Source organism: Haloarcula sp. K1, assembly GCF_001647155.1.
GTDB lineage: Archaea > Halobacteriota > Halobacteria > Halobacteriales > Haloarculaceae > Haloarcula > Haloarcula hispanica.
The window spans coordinates 20132-34451 of sequence record NZ_LRHL01000020.1 but is presented as its reverse complement, the minus strand read 5'-3'; the positions used below and the strand labels follow the sequence as shown (position 1 = coordinate 34451).

The 14320-nt window shown below is 54.8% G+C and carries 17 protein-coding genes and 1 pseudogene; 7 read left to right on the top strand and 11 right to left on the bottom strand.

Annotated elements, in window-relative coordinates; all coding sequences use genetic code 11:
- Positions 1-142 precede the first annotated feature (142 nt).
- On the top strand, positions 143-268 hold the full coding sequence (locus AV929_RS22770) for a hypothetical protein (RefSeq protein ID WP_255355532.1): 126 nt from the start codon (positions 143-145) through the stop codon (positions 266-268).
- Positions 269-594: 326 nt separating this feature from the next.
- Here the strand turns inward: AV929_RS22770 and AV929_RS07265 are convergent, their stop codons facing one another.
- The 4 genes and pseudogenes from AV929_RS07265 to AV929_RS22640 form a co-directional block, all read right to left on the bottom strand.
- Positions 595-1740, bottom strand: a complete 1146-nt coding sequence (locus AV929_RS07265; RefSeq protein WP_064287868.1) for an SOSS complex subunit B family protein — start codon at positions 1738-1740, stop codon at positions 595-597.
- Positions 1741-2812: 1072 nt separating this feature from the next.
- On the bottom strand, positions 2813-2965 hold the full coding sequence (locus tag AV929_RS21825; protein ID WP_154020781.1) for a hypothetical protein: 153 nt from the start codon (positions 2963-2965) through the stop codon (positions 2813-2815).
- Between the two features lie 68 nt (positions 2966-3033).
- Positions 3034-3522: a hypothetical protein gene (locus AV929_RS07260; protein ID WP_064287867.1), complete on the bottom strand. Its 489-nt coding sequence runs from the start codon at positions 3520-3522 to the stop codon at positions 3034-3036.
- Positions 3523-3654: 132 nt separating this feature from the next.
- Positions 3655-3980 (bottom strand): annotated as a pseudogene (locus tag AV929_RS22640) (hypothetical protein).
- Between the two features lie 637 nt (positions 3981-4617).
- Between AV929_RS22640 and AV929_RS07255 the strand changes: the two are divergent.
- Complete coding sequence (locus AV929_RS07255; protein ID WP_228841615.1) at positions 4618-5841, top strand: copper amine oxidase; 1224 nt, start codon at positions 4618-4620, stop codon at positions 5839-5841.
- A gap of 237 nt (positions 5842-6078) precedes the next feature.
- Here AV929_RS07255 and AV929_RS22635 read toward each other — a convergent pair whose 3' ends face one another.
- Both AV929_RS22635 and AV929_RS22630 read right to left on the bottom strand, forming a co-directional pair.
- Positions 6079-6300: a hypothetical protein gene (locus AV929_RS22635; RefSeq protein ID WP_228841614.1), complete on the bottom strand. Its 222-nt coding sequence runs from the start codon at positions 6298-6300 to the stop codon at positions 6079-6081.
- Complete coding sequence (locus AV929_RS22630) at positions 6297-6503, bottom strand: hypothetical protein (protein WP_228841613.1); 207 nt, start codon at positions 6501-6503, stop codon at positions 6297-6299. Before AV929_RS22630 ends, AV929_RS22635 begins: the two co-directional genes overlap by 4 nt.
- A 178-nt stretch (positions 6504-6681) precedes the next feature.
- Between AV929_RS22630 and AV929_RS07245 the strand changes: the two genes are divergently transcribed.
- Positions 6682-7794, top strand: a complete 1113-nt coding sequence (locus AV929_RS07245; RefSeq protein WP_064287866.1) for a hypothetical protein — start codon at positions 6682-6684, stop codon at positions 7792-7794.
- 131 nt (positions 7795-7925) lie between these two features.
- Here the strand turns inward: AV929_RS07245 and AV929_RS21820 are convergent, their stop codons facing one another.
- The gene (locus tag AV929_RS21820; RefSeq protein WP_050036656.1) at positions 7926-8186 is read right to left on the bottom strand and encodes a hypothetical protein; all 261 of its coding nucleotides are present in this window, start codon (positions 8184-8186) and stop codon (positions 7926-7928) included.
- Between the two features lie 532 nt (positions 8187-8718).
- Here AV929_RS21820 and AV929_RS22945 point away from each other — a divergent pair.
- The gene (locus AV929_RS22945; protein WP_014030672.1) at positions 8719-9159 is read left to right on the top strand and encodes a hypothetical protein; all 441 of its coding nucleotides are present in this window, start codon (positions 8719-8721) and stop codon (positions 9157-9159) included.
- Between the two features lie 103 nt (positions 9160-9262).
- Here AV929_RS22945 and AV929_RS07230 read toward each other — a convergent pair whose 3' ends face one another.
- Together AV929_RS07230 and AV929_RS21815 are read right to left on the bottom strand one after the other, a co-directional pair.
- Entirely contained in the window at positions 9263-9640 is a 378-nt protein-coding gene (locus AV929_RS07230) for a hypothetical protein (protein ID WP_023842915.1), read from the bottom strand.
- A 773-nt stretch (positions 9641-10413) separates the two neighbouring features.
- Positions 10414-10557: a hypothetical protein gene (locus tag AV929_RS21815; protein ID WP_155120735.1), complete on the bottom strand. Its 144-nt coding sequence runs from the start codon at positions 10555-10557 to the stop codon at positions 10414-10416.
- A gap of 94 nt (positions 10558-10651) precedes the next feature.
- On the opposite strand from AV929_RS21815, the gene AV929_RS07225 reads away from it, so the two are divergent.
- The 3 genes from AV929_RS07225 (at position 10652) to AV929_RS22280 (ending at position 12130) form a co-directional block, all read left to right on the top strand.
- Positions 10652-11476 carry an N-6 DNA methylase gene (locus AV929_RS07225; RefSeq protein ID WP_064287865.1) on the top strand — a complete coding sequence of 275 codons (825 nt, stop codon included), beginning with the start codon at positions 10652-10654 and terminating at the stop codon, positions 11474-11476.
- Positions 11477-11539: 63 nt separating this feature from the next.
- On the top strand, positions 11540-11803 hold the full coding sequence (locus AV929_RS07220; RefSeq protein ID WP_014030675.1) for a hypothetical protein: 264 nt from the start codon (positions 11540-11542) through the stop codon (positions 11801-11803).
- 174 nt (positions 11804-11977) lie between these two features.
- Positions 11978-12130, top strand: coding sequence for a hypothetical protein (locus tag AV929_RS22280; protein ID WP_004516568.1), 153 nt, complete (start codon positions 11978-11980; stop codon positions 12128-12130).
- A gap of 875 nt (positions 12131-13005) precedes the next feature.
- Here AV929_RS22280 and AV929_RS07215 read toward each other — a convergent pair.
- Positions 13006-13545 carry a hypothetical protein gene (locus AV929_RS07215; protein WP_064287864.1) on the bottom strand — a complete coding sequence of 180 codons (540 nt, stop codon included), beginning with the start codon at positions 13543-13545 and terminating at the stop codon, positions 13006-13008.
- Positions 13546-13629: 84 nt separating this feature from the next.
- A complete protein-coding gene (locus tag AV929_RS07210; RefSeq protein ID WP_064287863.1) occupies positions 13630-14319 on the bottom strand; it encodes a hypothetical protein in 690 nt (229 codons plus the stop codon).
- Between the last annotated feature and the right edge of the window lies 1 nt (position 14320).

The following is a 14320-nucleotide window of genomic DNA, read 5'->3' as shown; positions in this document are numbered from 1 at the left end:
GATCGTTCAGCTTCGCATGGAATCAGCTTATCTGAACACGATGGTTCTGGTCACTATCACGGTATCGCGATAAGCTTCTCTTTGAGGTAGTGCATCCAGTAGCTGGTCCACTGGGACTCTCTTGATCAACGGTCGACCAACTATGAGTAAAAACGATTCCAGTCTCTGCTTCCAGCTGCAGGCCGGGATCGCGCCCGCTACCGCAGGCACGATGGACCGCCGCGAGGCGCGCGATAGCGCCGAGCGCAGCGCCCCGTCGTCCTCGTGAGCGGGAGCGAGCGAGGGCTTGACAGACGACCAGCGGGAGTCTGTCGGTGGCGTCGCGCGCTGTCGCGACCCACCAGCCACCCACCCTTAGTTCCTCCCGGGCCGGCTGGCCCACGCTCACGCACACACTAGGACACCAGCTCTCTCACAGCCGCCACCAGACTGACCCACGTTGACGCGCTGGTGCGGTGGCGTGCCAGTCCGTGCGCGCGGTTGTCTCGCCGCCGCCCGCTGTGCCGGAGGCGGCGGCGAGGCCGCGTGCGCGAGCACCGTCGCACCGCCCGAGGAAGCCCCCCGCTCGGTGGGGGACGCCCCCGGTGTCGGGCGTCAGTCTGCGGAGTGGACGATACCGCGATGGGTGGCGGCCCCATGCTCAGTGTCGAACAGGTCCGAACATCCGGGTTCAGGACAGCGGGCCTTGCCGAGCGTCACGGCGACCGCGCGGTCAGAATCCCGCTCGTTGGCCCACTGATGGGTGTCTGATTCTGCTTCCCACGACGCCGCCGTTCGACTATCGCCGGACGAACCGAACGAGCCGCCCCCGTGTCCGGTGGGCGCGGGACCGTCGCCGCGCTCGATGATGCACATGAGCGTGTCGCTCGTGACGGCCACCGTCTTGATACCGTTGTAGTCGTCGGGCTTGCCCCCGGAAATCCGAACTCTGTCGCCCTCGTGGAGCGTGCGAACCATCTCGCCGCCGTGCATGGACTTGCCCCAGACCGTGACCTTCGCGCTCGTTCCCTCGTCGTCCTCGATGTAGAGGACCTGATACTGATTGCGGGCGTCTGGCTCCTCAATGATGTGGGTCACTTCGCCCTCGACCGTACACTCGTAGCCGTAGGGGCTCACCTCGTCGATAGGCGTGGGAGTTGCCAGTTCGTCACGGGCGTCCCTGAACACGGTAAAGGAAGCCTCATACAGGCTGTTACAGTCGCCCATCTGCCCGGACACAAGGGCCGCGAGTCGGCGGCCTGCTGCCGCTCGTGACAGACTGGTTTTGTCTGCCAGCGTCGCGGCCTGCTGGTTGACTCGCGCCAGCGTGTCGCGGTCCATCCACTGCCGGGGGTCAGCCGGTGAGCGGAACCCGTCAGCGCGTTCGGTTTCGGCGTCGGTGAGCTGGCGAGCCGAGGCTTCGCGGTCGGCACCGTCGACGTGGGCGCGTGCGACCTCGGAGTGTCGGGCTTGCTCGGCTTCGCGCCCGTGGCGTTCCTCCTGCTGTTCTAGCGTTTCGCCAAAGCGCCGGTCCGGACCAACCTCGGTCGAGCGCGTCCAGTCGTATGCCTCCTCCTGCCGGGCGTAGAAGTTGCCACGGCTATCGCTACCCCGATTCATCCTGAAATCGAGTCCGTCGCCGTTCTCCGTCTCTGCAACCGCCTCTAGAAGCTGTTCGGGGCCACCCTCGACGTGGGCCGAAAGGGAAACCGTCTGGTTGCTTGCCGATGCTTTCTTACCGCTGGAATTGCTAGCGTACATTGTCTTTCGCTTGCCTACGGAAAGACACTTGTCGGGTGCGACAACACCCGATTTCTGCGGCGTGAAACTGCCCTGCCAGCGCCGCGTGCGTCGTGTCTTTCCGTACTTAATGGCATGGGTGACGGCTACTTAAAGGTAACGGACCATTTGTATTGTTTCAAGTGCAATATTCGGGTGTCTGAGTGGTTTCTAAGCGGCGTCTTGTGTTTCGCGTTTCGAGGGAGAATAGTATATAAAGGCCGTGGGTGGTTGACACCCCGGCGGGCGGCCCCATCGTGTGCGGTTGCGGTGAGCCAGCATCCCGCGCGGCCAAGCGAGTGCCGGATGGGTGAAAGCCCGGCAGCGCAACGAAGTGAGCAGCCCGGAACACAGCGACTGCAAGGAGCGTCCTCGTTCCGGCGAGGGAGCGCCGGCCGCGAGGGTTCCTCAGCCGGATCGCGCGCGACTCCGACGCGTGCGTTCGATTTTGCTGTGCTGTGCCGTAGCAGTCGGGTGGGACTGAAAGGGGCACGCCGCTGGCGCTTGCCGTGGTCGCGTCAGCGGCCCCTATCCGAACGGAGTGAGGATATGTCGCTGAGCGACCGCCAGCGGCGTGGGGCTTTCAAGATGTGCTGGTCCGACACCGAGTCCGCCGTCGCGATGTCGCTCGGAGTAGTACCGTCGAAGCCAGCAGTCCCGTCGCAGTCAGTGTCAGTAGTCCCGCCAGCAGTCCCACGAGTCCTGCCATCCGAACCGCCGCCTCCCTCGACACCGTCACGAGTGCCACAGGACTCGACTCCAGGGCCAGCAACACCAGAATCCCCTGCCGGCCACACACGAGACACGCGCCACTCCTACCCTCTCCGCCGGCCATCGGTCCACGCACCGGCTCCGCCAAGAGCGAGCGTGCCGCCCAGCGGCGGCTGCCCGGCGGTCAGACGACACACCAGCCAACCACCTGTTTCGCCCGGCGTCTGCCCCACACTGAGAGGGACCGACTGCCAGCGCGAGTGCAGTCGTGTCCCTCTCGTCTCCAACCACGCGCGACCCCGACGTGCGCGTCGTCACTCCCCGGAAACGCAGACCAGCGATTCTACATAACTCGCTGGTGGCCCTCCGTACACGTCACGACAGTCTCGGTGCGCGGGTCACGAGCGCGTGGGTCTGCCTCGACGTCGACAGTCTCGGTCTTGACGATGTCTGCGTCACACTCCTCTCTCGGGCATGAATCAGGAGTCTCCGACATTCGTGTTCCTCACCCGCCAGGGACACACAAAATCGGGTTCGACGAAAACTGACTGCCGCAGCTCTCCCTCAGAAGTGGACGTCGGCGGGGACGATCCAGAGGTTATCACTCTCGTCCAGAAGCCGGTCAAGCTGCGTCCGATCGCGAATCCCGCATCCGTGTTCCTCGTACAGTGCAATCTCTGGACCCTTGGCGGCTCCGACTCTCTGGAACGCACATCGAGCGAGGTCTTTGTCGCGCATAATCTCCTCGTCTGAGAGCTCGTCGAGGGCGTCTTTGACCGTCTGGAGATTACGCTCGAACGCTGACTTCGTTGTCTCCCAGCCATCGCCAAGGAGTTCTTGGCCGACCTCGGAGTCGACCGGAGCCGCGATCGGACGCTCGCCCCACCGGGATTTGCTTGCGACGGTGGAACTCTCGTCGAACGTGACGTAGTAGTCGAACACTGCGTTTGAGTGCCTGTCGACGCCGACCAGGTTGTCGAAAACGCCTTTGCCAGCGGCGAGTGCTGCGTCTGCTGTCGATGCCTCAACGAGCGCGTAGATGAGCATATGCATTGGTAGACCGTGACCTGCCGGCACTCCACGCACTGCAGTCAGTGCGACGCCGGCACCCTCGTCGGCGCACACAAAACTCGGACCACTGGGTCTGGTCTTGCTATCGACCACAGACCTCTACGATGGTTCCACTTACACGAGACGAGCGAGGGACTGCTTGATGCGAAGCCTTGGACTGCGTGGTGCGACGACTTCAATCTCGACGACACAAGAACACAGTAGCAACAGCTCGCCACACGCGGGGCATTCCTCGTAGTCGCAGAACACGACTGGTCACGCCACCGTTCGAGGTCGACGGTAACGGCCCGTTCGTTTGTCTGGAGGACTTGCAGCTTGTACGTGAGATACTGGCTGCCCTCGCCCCACGGGATCGGGTCATGGGCTTGCCCGTCGACGTAGTACCGCTTGTCGACACACGCCGACGCTGACCGTGGCCGCCGGCAGTCGGGACAACACATCTATCTCTCACCCCGTGGACGCCCCGCAAAAACCTCGCCACTCGTCTGTGATTGTCGGTGCTGGGAACGAATGTCTGGGCGGTTGTCGGATTCGGTGCTTGGAGACTGTTCGTCGACGGACTGCTGTTCGGTGCTCATGTTCGGGCAACCCCTCACCCCATCGGGGGGACACAAAATTGTGGAAAATATCATCACTAGACTGCACGGTCAAATTGTAGCCCTTACATGGACGTACCAGCGAAAGAAGGCGCAAAAACCCTCTCGACTATTCTGTTTCGAGCAGTCATTGACCACAGCAAACCAATGACGGTATCGAACTCGCATTCATATCATAGCTCGCTGAAGGGCGGTAAATACACGAAATGAAACTAGCTGAATACTATATGATTTTATTCTAATACCCACACATAATCAAGTGATGAACTTCTAGATAGTTTCAAGTTTACCCCATCTATATATCTACTTGTTAATGCAGCGACGAAGTTTGCTTACAACAGTTTCTGCTGGTGCAGCATCTGTACTGGCAGGTTGCACTGGAATTCTTTCCAGAGAGGATACGACCCCCGCCTCTGAATCGTCCTCCACGCCTACCTCCACTCCCAAACCACAACCAACGGTTACGTGGTCCGAAGACTGGGTGAGCGGCACTAAGTATCGAGTAGATGCGACTGTCCAGCTAAATGGGGCTGAAAAAGTACTTGTTAAAGAGGGAACCACCTCAGGAGAGACTATCGCCACGATCTCCGCAAGTGGAACTCACACGGTTATCGGCCCAGACACAAATGAGGGTCCAATCGAGATGGGGCGCATACTCTTTCTCGTACGGCCAACTGAGTCGGAACTCGAGGGCATGGACACAGTCGACACCGTTGGGAGCTTCTCTGTTGGCAGCCAGGAACAACCAACGTTCCCGCTCCACTTACGTGGACTTCGCGGAAGCACTGATCCGAACCTCGAAACGAGTGGGACACTCTCTCGAACGTTCAAGAGTCAGTCAGGTGCTGGCCCAACAGCGCTCTCGCTTGAGATTCCAGAGGTTCTCTACCAGTACTACAAAAACCGGGATCGAACTCGCAAATATGGTGCCTACGTCTCCGACACCTACGATGATCAGTACATCAAGGGAATAGTGAGCGAGTTTGAGCGCTACGGGAAAGAGAATGGCCTGAGCGATCCCGGCATCATCAACCACATGATGGCGTTCGTTCAGAATCTGGAATACACCACAGACAAAGTTTCTGCCGGCTACAACGAGTATCCGAAATATCCAGTCGAGACGTTAGTGGATAAGGAAGGTGACTGTGAAGATACCTGCATTCTTCTAGCTTCGATGCTTGAACAATTTGGATACGGGTCAAAACTTCTGGTCTTCCGTGACAAGCAACACATGGCGCTCGGTATTGCTGGCGCTGAAAACATCCCCGGGACATACTTCGAGAAAGACGGCCAGCGGTACTACTACGTTGAGACTACAGCTTCAGGATGGGAAATCGGACAGCTGCCACCGGATATGGACGGTGGAACACCCGAGTTCCGACCAATAAACGACAGCGGTGTACTGGTATGCTCGTATGCCGTTAATACGCCTGCCTCTGGTGGTGCAGCTGTTGAAGTGAGTATAAAAAATGTCGGCGATGGGGCCGGCACTGCTCAGGCGACGGTTGGCTTCCAGAACCCAAACGACGAGTTGATCGCATCCAAGCAGAGTCAGCCGGTACAGCTTGGTCCGCAACAAGAGCACACTACCACTCTAAACCTATTACCCCCAGATGACCAGCAATTACGCGCGAAAGTGCAAGTATCTCTGGATGGTACTGTGCAAGATACACTGGTGAGTGACTGGCGAACTCCGCAGGCCTAAGCATTCCTCTACATTGAGGCACACTGTGTTAGTCGGACAGGCTGGGCTGTGAGTGTGGATTTACTCATTTCACGGAATAGAGAGGAGAGGCAAGGGTCGAAGACTAAACAGTTCGTTGGGTCACGGCTAACCAACACAGAGCAATAAATGCCGCAGTTGTTGGTTATCTAACTATACCAAGACAAACTGGTTTGCTGAGCGCGGGCCATAGGGCGTTTCCCGACGATGTCCTTGTCATCAGATGAGATGCTTGATAGACTCGCCATCTCGGGCTAACTCGGACTGCTCAGGTGAGACGTCCGTATCACGTCTAGTGAACGATTCCGGTGAGACGGCCTGTTGCATTGCGTTGAGCTTTGACCGAAGTTGGCCGCTCGTCGAGCGGACCAGCTCATCATCAGGCCAGAAATGTACTTCGAGCCCGTCGAAGCGCGTTGCGACTTGGTGGACTGCGTTCAACTGATTAAGGGCGTGTTCGACCCAGTACTGGTGTCCTGCATCCGCTGGAGTTTCTTGACAACGTCGTCATAGCCGGCTTGCCCGGCGGCGGTGAGACACTGCTGGAAATTCGCGCCACTGGGATTGATTGGTTCGTGGAAGACGACGCTCTCACCGAGCGCTCTGAAGTAGCTGAGCAGCCTGTGAAAGTCATCTTCGCCCATCGGCGGGTATGTTCGACATCGAGATGAACACCGACACACCGGCCTTCTGCACCTCGTCTACCGCTTGCCAGCGAGTTATCGGTGGCGTAGCTACCGCTATCGCTCTAATAAGTAGACTCTGTGGATATGTGAAACGCTTGTCCCCATTTTATCCCATTGGGGATAGTTTGATGCAGGGATGCGAATTTACCAGTTCGACGATGTTGATTCTCCTCAAAATACTACTGAGGCTAAATCGGACCCAATTATTCCTGCTGGTGAAGAGGACGGAGAAGGGGAAGCGGAGTTAGAGAGGTGGCTGAACGAAACCCCAGAGGCGATTCTTGATGAGCCCATTCTCTTATTCGCCCGGCAACCAAGCCTGTCTACAGGGATTCCCGATCTGCTGGGACTGGACCGGTATGGGAATGTAGTTGTCGTCGAACTCAAGCGTGGAGACTCTGGTTCTGGATCGGCCTCTGAGGCGAGTATCATAAGCCAACCTCCGCTCTACGCACAATCCCTTGACCGGTACGACTACAACGATCTCGATAACCTCTACTCCGAGTATCGGGGCAAAGAGTGGTCAGTACAGGACGTTGTGGGCGAGCACAGTTCCCTGTTGACTGCGTTTAATGCCTTTTTTGAGACTGATGCCAAACCCTGGGAACTGAACCAAACGCAGCGACTTGTTATCGTCGCAGAATCGATTACGGGTCAAACGCGCGACTCTGCCCGGTGGCTTCGGGATCGAGGTCTTGACATACAGTGTGTGGAGGTGCAACGGTTCCAGTTCCCGTCTGGCAGGAGCGGCTTCGGAGCGGTCACTGTCATTGATTACGACGAATCACGTTCACAGCTATCTGCGCCATCAAAACCGGGTGACCGGGTATTCACCACAAATGTGTTCACGAGGGCGTTCCCAGACATCCAAGGCTTACTCTCTGTTCAGAGCATTGATCCAGTCCTTGGTAACCTCTCGACGAATTACCCATATCTTGAAACAAGGGCTGAGACTCACCCGGACTCGATCCGGTATGCATTGCGTGTGAACCCATACGATGATCAAGAGATCAAGGTCGCAATTGATTCATCCGGAAATGATAGTGGGGCCGTTGAGAGTCTCCGAAAGCACAGTAGCAAGTTCGAGTGTCGTGGATTCACGGTGAGTTCTAGAACCTCAATGCGGATTATTGTTGACACTTGGGACATTGAGTGCATCAAGGACCTCCGTGACGATGCGTTCATACATCGCGTTGCAGAACGCTACGCTGAACTGGTCAAGATAGGACATCAGGTACTCTCAACATAATAGATTGTACTTCGTAGCGGGTGTCACCGATGAAGTCGGTTAGCTCACCAGATAACAGAACTGGGCCCAGTTCTACTGTAACGAAATAACTGGCAATCTACTGGACGAGAAAACACATTTACTATCGGACATCATTGGAGTGAGCGATGCCCTTCATTGCGGTTGACCCTGTTGACAACCGGCCTCGTATTCCAGTCGGTGTTGGTGATGATGAGAAAGTCCAGTGCCCTGTCTGTGATGACGTCCTCCGGGTTCGAGATGGCCCCAGTATCGCCCCACTCATCGACCAGAGAGTATGGAAACAGTGGTATCAAGGGGGTGTTCGTGACCGACAGTCTAAGCAGGATGGCATTGATCCCCCTCCAACGGCGTTCGACGATGTTCAGTGTCATGAATGTGGGAATTATTTTTTCTGGAAGAACGGGTATTCAGAGTGCCAGAACTGTGGTACTGAGATTGACTGGGAGTGGAACATAGCAACCAGCCATATCTCAAAGAACTCAACCCCTGAGGACATATAGCCGTTATTAACTAAATAGACTCACCAGCCGTTGCAGGCTCTTTGTCTGAGTCACAATATACTGATATTTGTGTTGATAAGTGCGTAATTAGATTATTATTGATATTAATAATCTAATAGACGATTTTATATTGGATAGCCCGTCCCCAATTTCGAACATCGCTCATGCGTAGCACATTGTTGATGTAGAGGTGTCTTGCGATTATGGTACAGCCCGAGTTAGATAAGAACCAGCTCGCTGAGCGGTCTAACGGTCCGTTTCTATCCTCGCTCCCTTCGGGATAACTGTATCAACAATCTCCTACGGAAGAGCGAATACATATATTCCCAAACAGCAAAAAAGTTGCGATAGAGTCGATACAGAGCGGATTTTGTGTTTCTCTAGTGGCTGAGAGAATCCAACAATGAGTAGTAAATACCAACGTGGGAACACCGGGCCGAAAAAGTTGAAGTGGCGATGGAAAGATGAGACTGACAATCGGTCGCTGCCCCAATCGTGGGCCGACAACGGTCGCACAGAATCTCCCAAGGAGAACGAAGTGCAGTTGTACGCAATCCAGTGTCGGGCTGGGCTCTTACTTGAGTGGCTGGTGAATACACGAACTGGAAAGCTACTCAGGGGCCCGTTGAGCGAGAAGCCGGGAATTCGTGTTCTGTACGTCACCGCTGACGGTGAGCATGCGGTCATGAAACAGTTGGAGGCCCGCGAAATTGATGACAGTTGGAAGCCGCCCAAGCAGTTCGCCAGCGTCATCGCGAAGCACCCGGAGGAGGCTGATCCAGTTCCAGATTCCAGTCAAGACTACTATCGACGGGGGGTTGAAAACCTGTACGACCCGTTGTAGCCGCTGTAGAACGGTTTCTTTGCTCATGACAGCGATTGAAACGACCGTTCAGTGAGCGTGCAGATTGATTGGAATACCAAACAGACAAAAGACGGAACACAACTCATTCTTGGATACTGAATTCAATCTCAGTCTCTTTTATCGAGACGATGATGTTCGATCCCATCCGGAGATCGTATTCTTCGATATTGAATGGATACTCCTGTTCACGTCCATCACCGAGGGAAATTGTGAGCGTATAGTCTCCAGTCTCGGTGATGCCTGAATACACATTTTTCCTGTTACTGGGATTGACCGCTGTTTCGCATTCAAACACGCTTGAATCGCCTGTTACGACTGATACCGCCACTGTGGCTTGTTCCGAACTCTCATTATAGAGTACGACGAAAATGTCTTCTGCAACATCCGGGTCAGTCTCTGCGGAACAGCCAGCAAATGGAATCAGTAAGACCGAGAGCGACAGCAGTGATCGTCGCTTCATCACTTGGCGGGTGATCCGTCATCAGTAAATGTCTTGTCTGTATTGAGCGAACCGACCGCCTTGGAAGCGGCCACTTGTCCGTGACCGACTTGCGCTCTGAAACCAGCAGGACTACTGAAACCTATTACCGGTTGAGGGTTTCAACAAGGCCAACTATCCCATTTGGTGTACTTTAACAACTAATAAGACGCATTTTTTCTAACCAGTGACCAGGTTACACAAAGTATTTTGGTTTTTCGGAGGTAAAGCAATCATGAAGCGTCGAAAAATAATCACATCTACGCTATCCGTAATATTCTTGTCTGGGTGTACCACCGATTCAAACGATCAATATACACTGAACAGTACAAGCACTGAACCCACCCCTAACAGTACAAGCACTGGATCTACCCCCTCAGCTGGAGATTGCTACCCACAGTTTTGTAGAGGCACAAAGCTTGTAGACGTGGTTGTAGACGCAGACTTTTCGGGTACAGTTGTAGTAGAAGCAGCATGTCGTGAGAGGAGCTACAAACTCCAATCAGGTGACTCAATCACGATCACACGGAAGGTTGATGGCGAATCTTGCGATATTATAATATCTGCAAATAATCAGACAGTGTATAACCAGACTATAGCTGACTATGTGTCTATTTCTCTTCGAGTTGGCCCAGATGGCAACGTCTCTAGATCAGCAATTACAGAATTGTAACTATATAAGATCGGCTAAGACTCTGACTCTGAATCAGTCGGCTGGTTTGTATGCATAGTACGTGTTCGCGTAGAATATTTTGTTAATTTATTCCAGTCATATTGAAAAGAAGAATACTAATCCTGTAGATCTCGTGTCCTCTTTCTCCGTTTCCATCGCCATTTGGGAAGCTAACTGAGAACGGGTTTCCGTCGTGCTTTTGTTCTATTCTCTCTGGCTTTTTCATTAGTTGTACCGACCAGCTCATTTCACAAGTAGAATTCCCAGAGCGGTGCCCTCCGGCAGGCCAGATTTTGTGACTCTCTGGTGGCTGAGAGAGCATGGCTTCGCCACAGATCGACGTCAACGAGATTGTTGCAACGCTTGAGCAAATTCGCCAGCGCGGGCACAGCGCGCACACGGTCTTTCGAGACTGGGTCAACCTCGTGCTGTTCGCACTGCAGGACCGAGACGACCCGTATCTGGAGATCGCTGACGACTATCGCGAGCGCGGCGACATGGATCACCCACGCGGGCAGCGGTCGGTCGACCTCTTTGCCAAGGCGTTCGGCCAGCTCCAAGAACGGATGGCGGCTACCGACGCCGACGTTCTGGGTGCCGTCTACGAGGAATACGGGATGTCCAGCGATGCGTTCGGCCAGCACTTCACGCCCCACTCTGTTTGCGAGACGATAGCCGAGATCGCCGGCGTCGGAGACGAAAGCGATACCGAGGACCGACAGACGGTCCTTGACCCGGCCTGTGGGAGCGGTCGAACACTGCTGGTCGCCGGTCGAAAGCAGCCAGACGCGCTGTTTGTCGGGCAAGACAAGGACCCACTGTGTGCCCGAATGACGGCGTTGAACTGCTGTTTCCTGAATCTGGACGCCTACGTTATTCAGGGCGACTCGCTGACTGTCGAGTTCCAGCGAGCGTGGCAGACCTTGTACTCTTCGCTGGGTGGGAGCGTTCGCGAACTCGACGACGAGGAGGTCGAGGAGCTTCACGAGTGGGTGACCGATGCCTTCGAGAACACGGTCGAAGGAGACAACCAGCCCAGTCCAGCGCAGGGGACAGACACGGGCGCGGAAGATCGAACACCTCCCGTTGCGGCGTCTGTCTCGAGTGAGCAGGCCAATCTAGGTGCGTTCGAGAGTAGCGATTGACGGCTATTTTGTGTGCCCCAGTCGGGTGCGGGGCGTTCCAGTGAGAGCGTCCCGAGGAAAACCATGTCAGAAGAATCAGACACAGAGCCGGATGCGGCTCCAGACTCAGTTGAAAAGGTCGAACGAACGGACTTTGGGTGCAGTATGGAAGCACGGTTGGATCGAGGCACAGACACTCGCGATCAAGACAGAGTGACGATCAAATCGAAGGGTGAGACTGCTGCGGAGACGATTGCGGAGTTCTACAAGCTCCTAGAAGAGTACGACCAGGAGATCAGTGGTCGGCTTCGAGATATCCAGCCAAGAGAAGACGCGGCAGGCGAGTAAGACGACGAGTAGGACTCCCTATTATACTGCCCAGCGGTTGGGTGGGTGTGACCGTGAGGGCGGAACACACGGTTCTGTTAATTAGCGCGAGGCAGTGGCTAAACGCTTATATCCGAGGGTAGGCAATTTTTGCGTGGACAGAACACTGTCACACGCTCCTTCCATCCCCTTTCCATGCCTGATGACACGCAGAGTCTCGGTCGCTGTCCAAACTGTGACGAGCGTATCACAACTCCGTGGCTGCTGGTTGAATACGAGAAAGACGATGGCACGGAGGGTATCTGGGCCGAGTGTCCAATGTGTGAAGATGTCGTTGCGCCGGAGTAACGCAACATTCTCTCCGCGCATTCCACTGAGTGTACGGGCTGACAGTACGGTGTTTTAGCCATCCGCATTGAGAGTTTCAGACAACGCTCTCATACCGGGTTTTCGCGTCTTCGACTTGATCAGTACAGGGGAAGTACCTACTGTTCGTCTAAGAGAAAGCTCTCCCAACAGCTCAATGATCCTTACTCGGCTTGGTTATTTGGGTCAAGTATGTAATAAACCACAGCTATTGTGACAGACATCGACACCGCCTGAAAAGAGACCCAATCACCCAGTAACAGGGTGAATACAAGGACAGCAATGCCGGTTAGAATACCTGTCAGAACTGCGTATCCTCCGCGAGACAGAGTCCGTATCCGCGCATCTATACGACGATAGAGATGTTTCACAGTACCAGTACAATATCAATATTCCTCTATAAGTCTGATCAATCCGCATACATACTAAGCAGATAGCTTCTCGCAAAGGTCATGAAACAAACCACCTCTCGAACTGATTTATACCCTCATAGTCCGAGTCAATTAGCTTACTCACCGCCGAGATATCGTTCCCCGTGAACTCAGGTAAATTCCGGTGAGACAGTTACCTCTATAGTAACAATTGAAACGGTTTACACACTGATCGCACTGCCGTCGTGCGATCAGGTGTGCATTGATTTTCAATGGCTACTATAGTCTACAGTCGCCCCCCTCATTGCCGCTGTAAGAGGATAGGTAAAGCAGCCACAGCGTGTGTATCAAAGCGATAACCCCGCGCTGTCACTGACTCAGGACAGGCATCATCGCTGGAGAGTCCATATCGCATTCTAAGTCTGCAGGATTACACTACGTCGAACCCTCGCTAAGGACACTGTCACTCGCGGCCTTCGTCACTGCTTACAGCAGCTTCGCTTCGATGTACTGGTCGATATTCTCGGTGTCATCGAGTTCGTTCAGCGTATCCAGCGCTCCTTCCATCGAGTCGAGGTCCTCCGCAGTGAAGTCGTCCTGTTGGGCCACACGACCTAGACTCACGAGGAGCTTGATTTTGTTCACGTCCGTCTCAAGACGCATCACTTTCGTCACGACGTTCTCGTCGTCGGGGTCGTCCAGTCGGACGAACGCCGGCGGGATTACGTCCCGAAGCAACGCCGAGACGTAGAGGTTGTCGTCGGTAGCGTCGCTGGGAACGTCAGCGAGCATCTGCTTGATTACTGAGTGGCGGTCGTCGGAGTCAGCGTAAACGACGTTACGGACGAATTGTCCCGAGTCGACGCGGCGCAGGTCTCGGTCCTCATCGACTTGGACACGAATCAGTTCTAGAATCTCGTTCGGGAACTCTGTGCTAATGTCGTCGCGGTGGACACACACGTCTGCACCGTACTCACCGATGTCGAGAGCGGCGAAGGGGTCAGCCAGTAAAGGAGCGTTAGTCATATCGGTAACATCCCATCGGCATCAGTGCTGCTACATACGATTCTAAACGCAGCCAACACAGTATGTACGGATGCAGACATAGGATTACTGGAACAAATGTACTTCCGCCGGGTCGTGTTTCGGTTCCATCGCGTCGTAGGGATCTTCTTCAAGCACAAGCATAACATGCCCGGAGTCGAGTTCTCGGACTCGCCATGCTGGTGTATCAAGTACGTGTTCACGACCGCCGAACTGCTCTATCACCTGCGGCGACATGACTGTAATCCAGGATAGGTTTTCAATATTATTAGCTATCGGTTCACCATCGGGCACGAACCGCTCGTAGTCTTCGTGGCCCTTGTATACTGAGCTCCAGACATATTTCGGTTCAACGGTAGGCACTATTTCTGCCACGATATCGAGTAATTCGTCGATACGTGCTCTGTAGGTCGAGTCTGGATGTGCGCCACCATAGATTTCACTCGTTTGGAAACCGATATTCACACACCCCATCATTTGCTCGTCCTCGGTCGTAGGGTGGGAGATGCCCACACGAATCATCATATCTGCCTCTGTCCAGAACCGCATAGAACCATTTTCCGTCTGCTCCAGCGCGTTCAATGCGTCCTCCAGACTCGAATCAGTGTGTCCTGTGAGACCGATACGATATTCTGCGACGATGTCTGCCTCCCCGTCGTGAGTTGTTTTCAACCCGGCCTGTTGGCACCGATTATACAGTTCTCGGGCATCGGGTGTTTTGTTGGCGACAAACCCGATGTGATACGGATCGTCCATG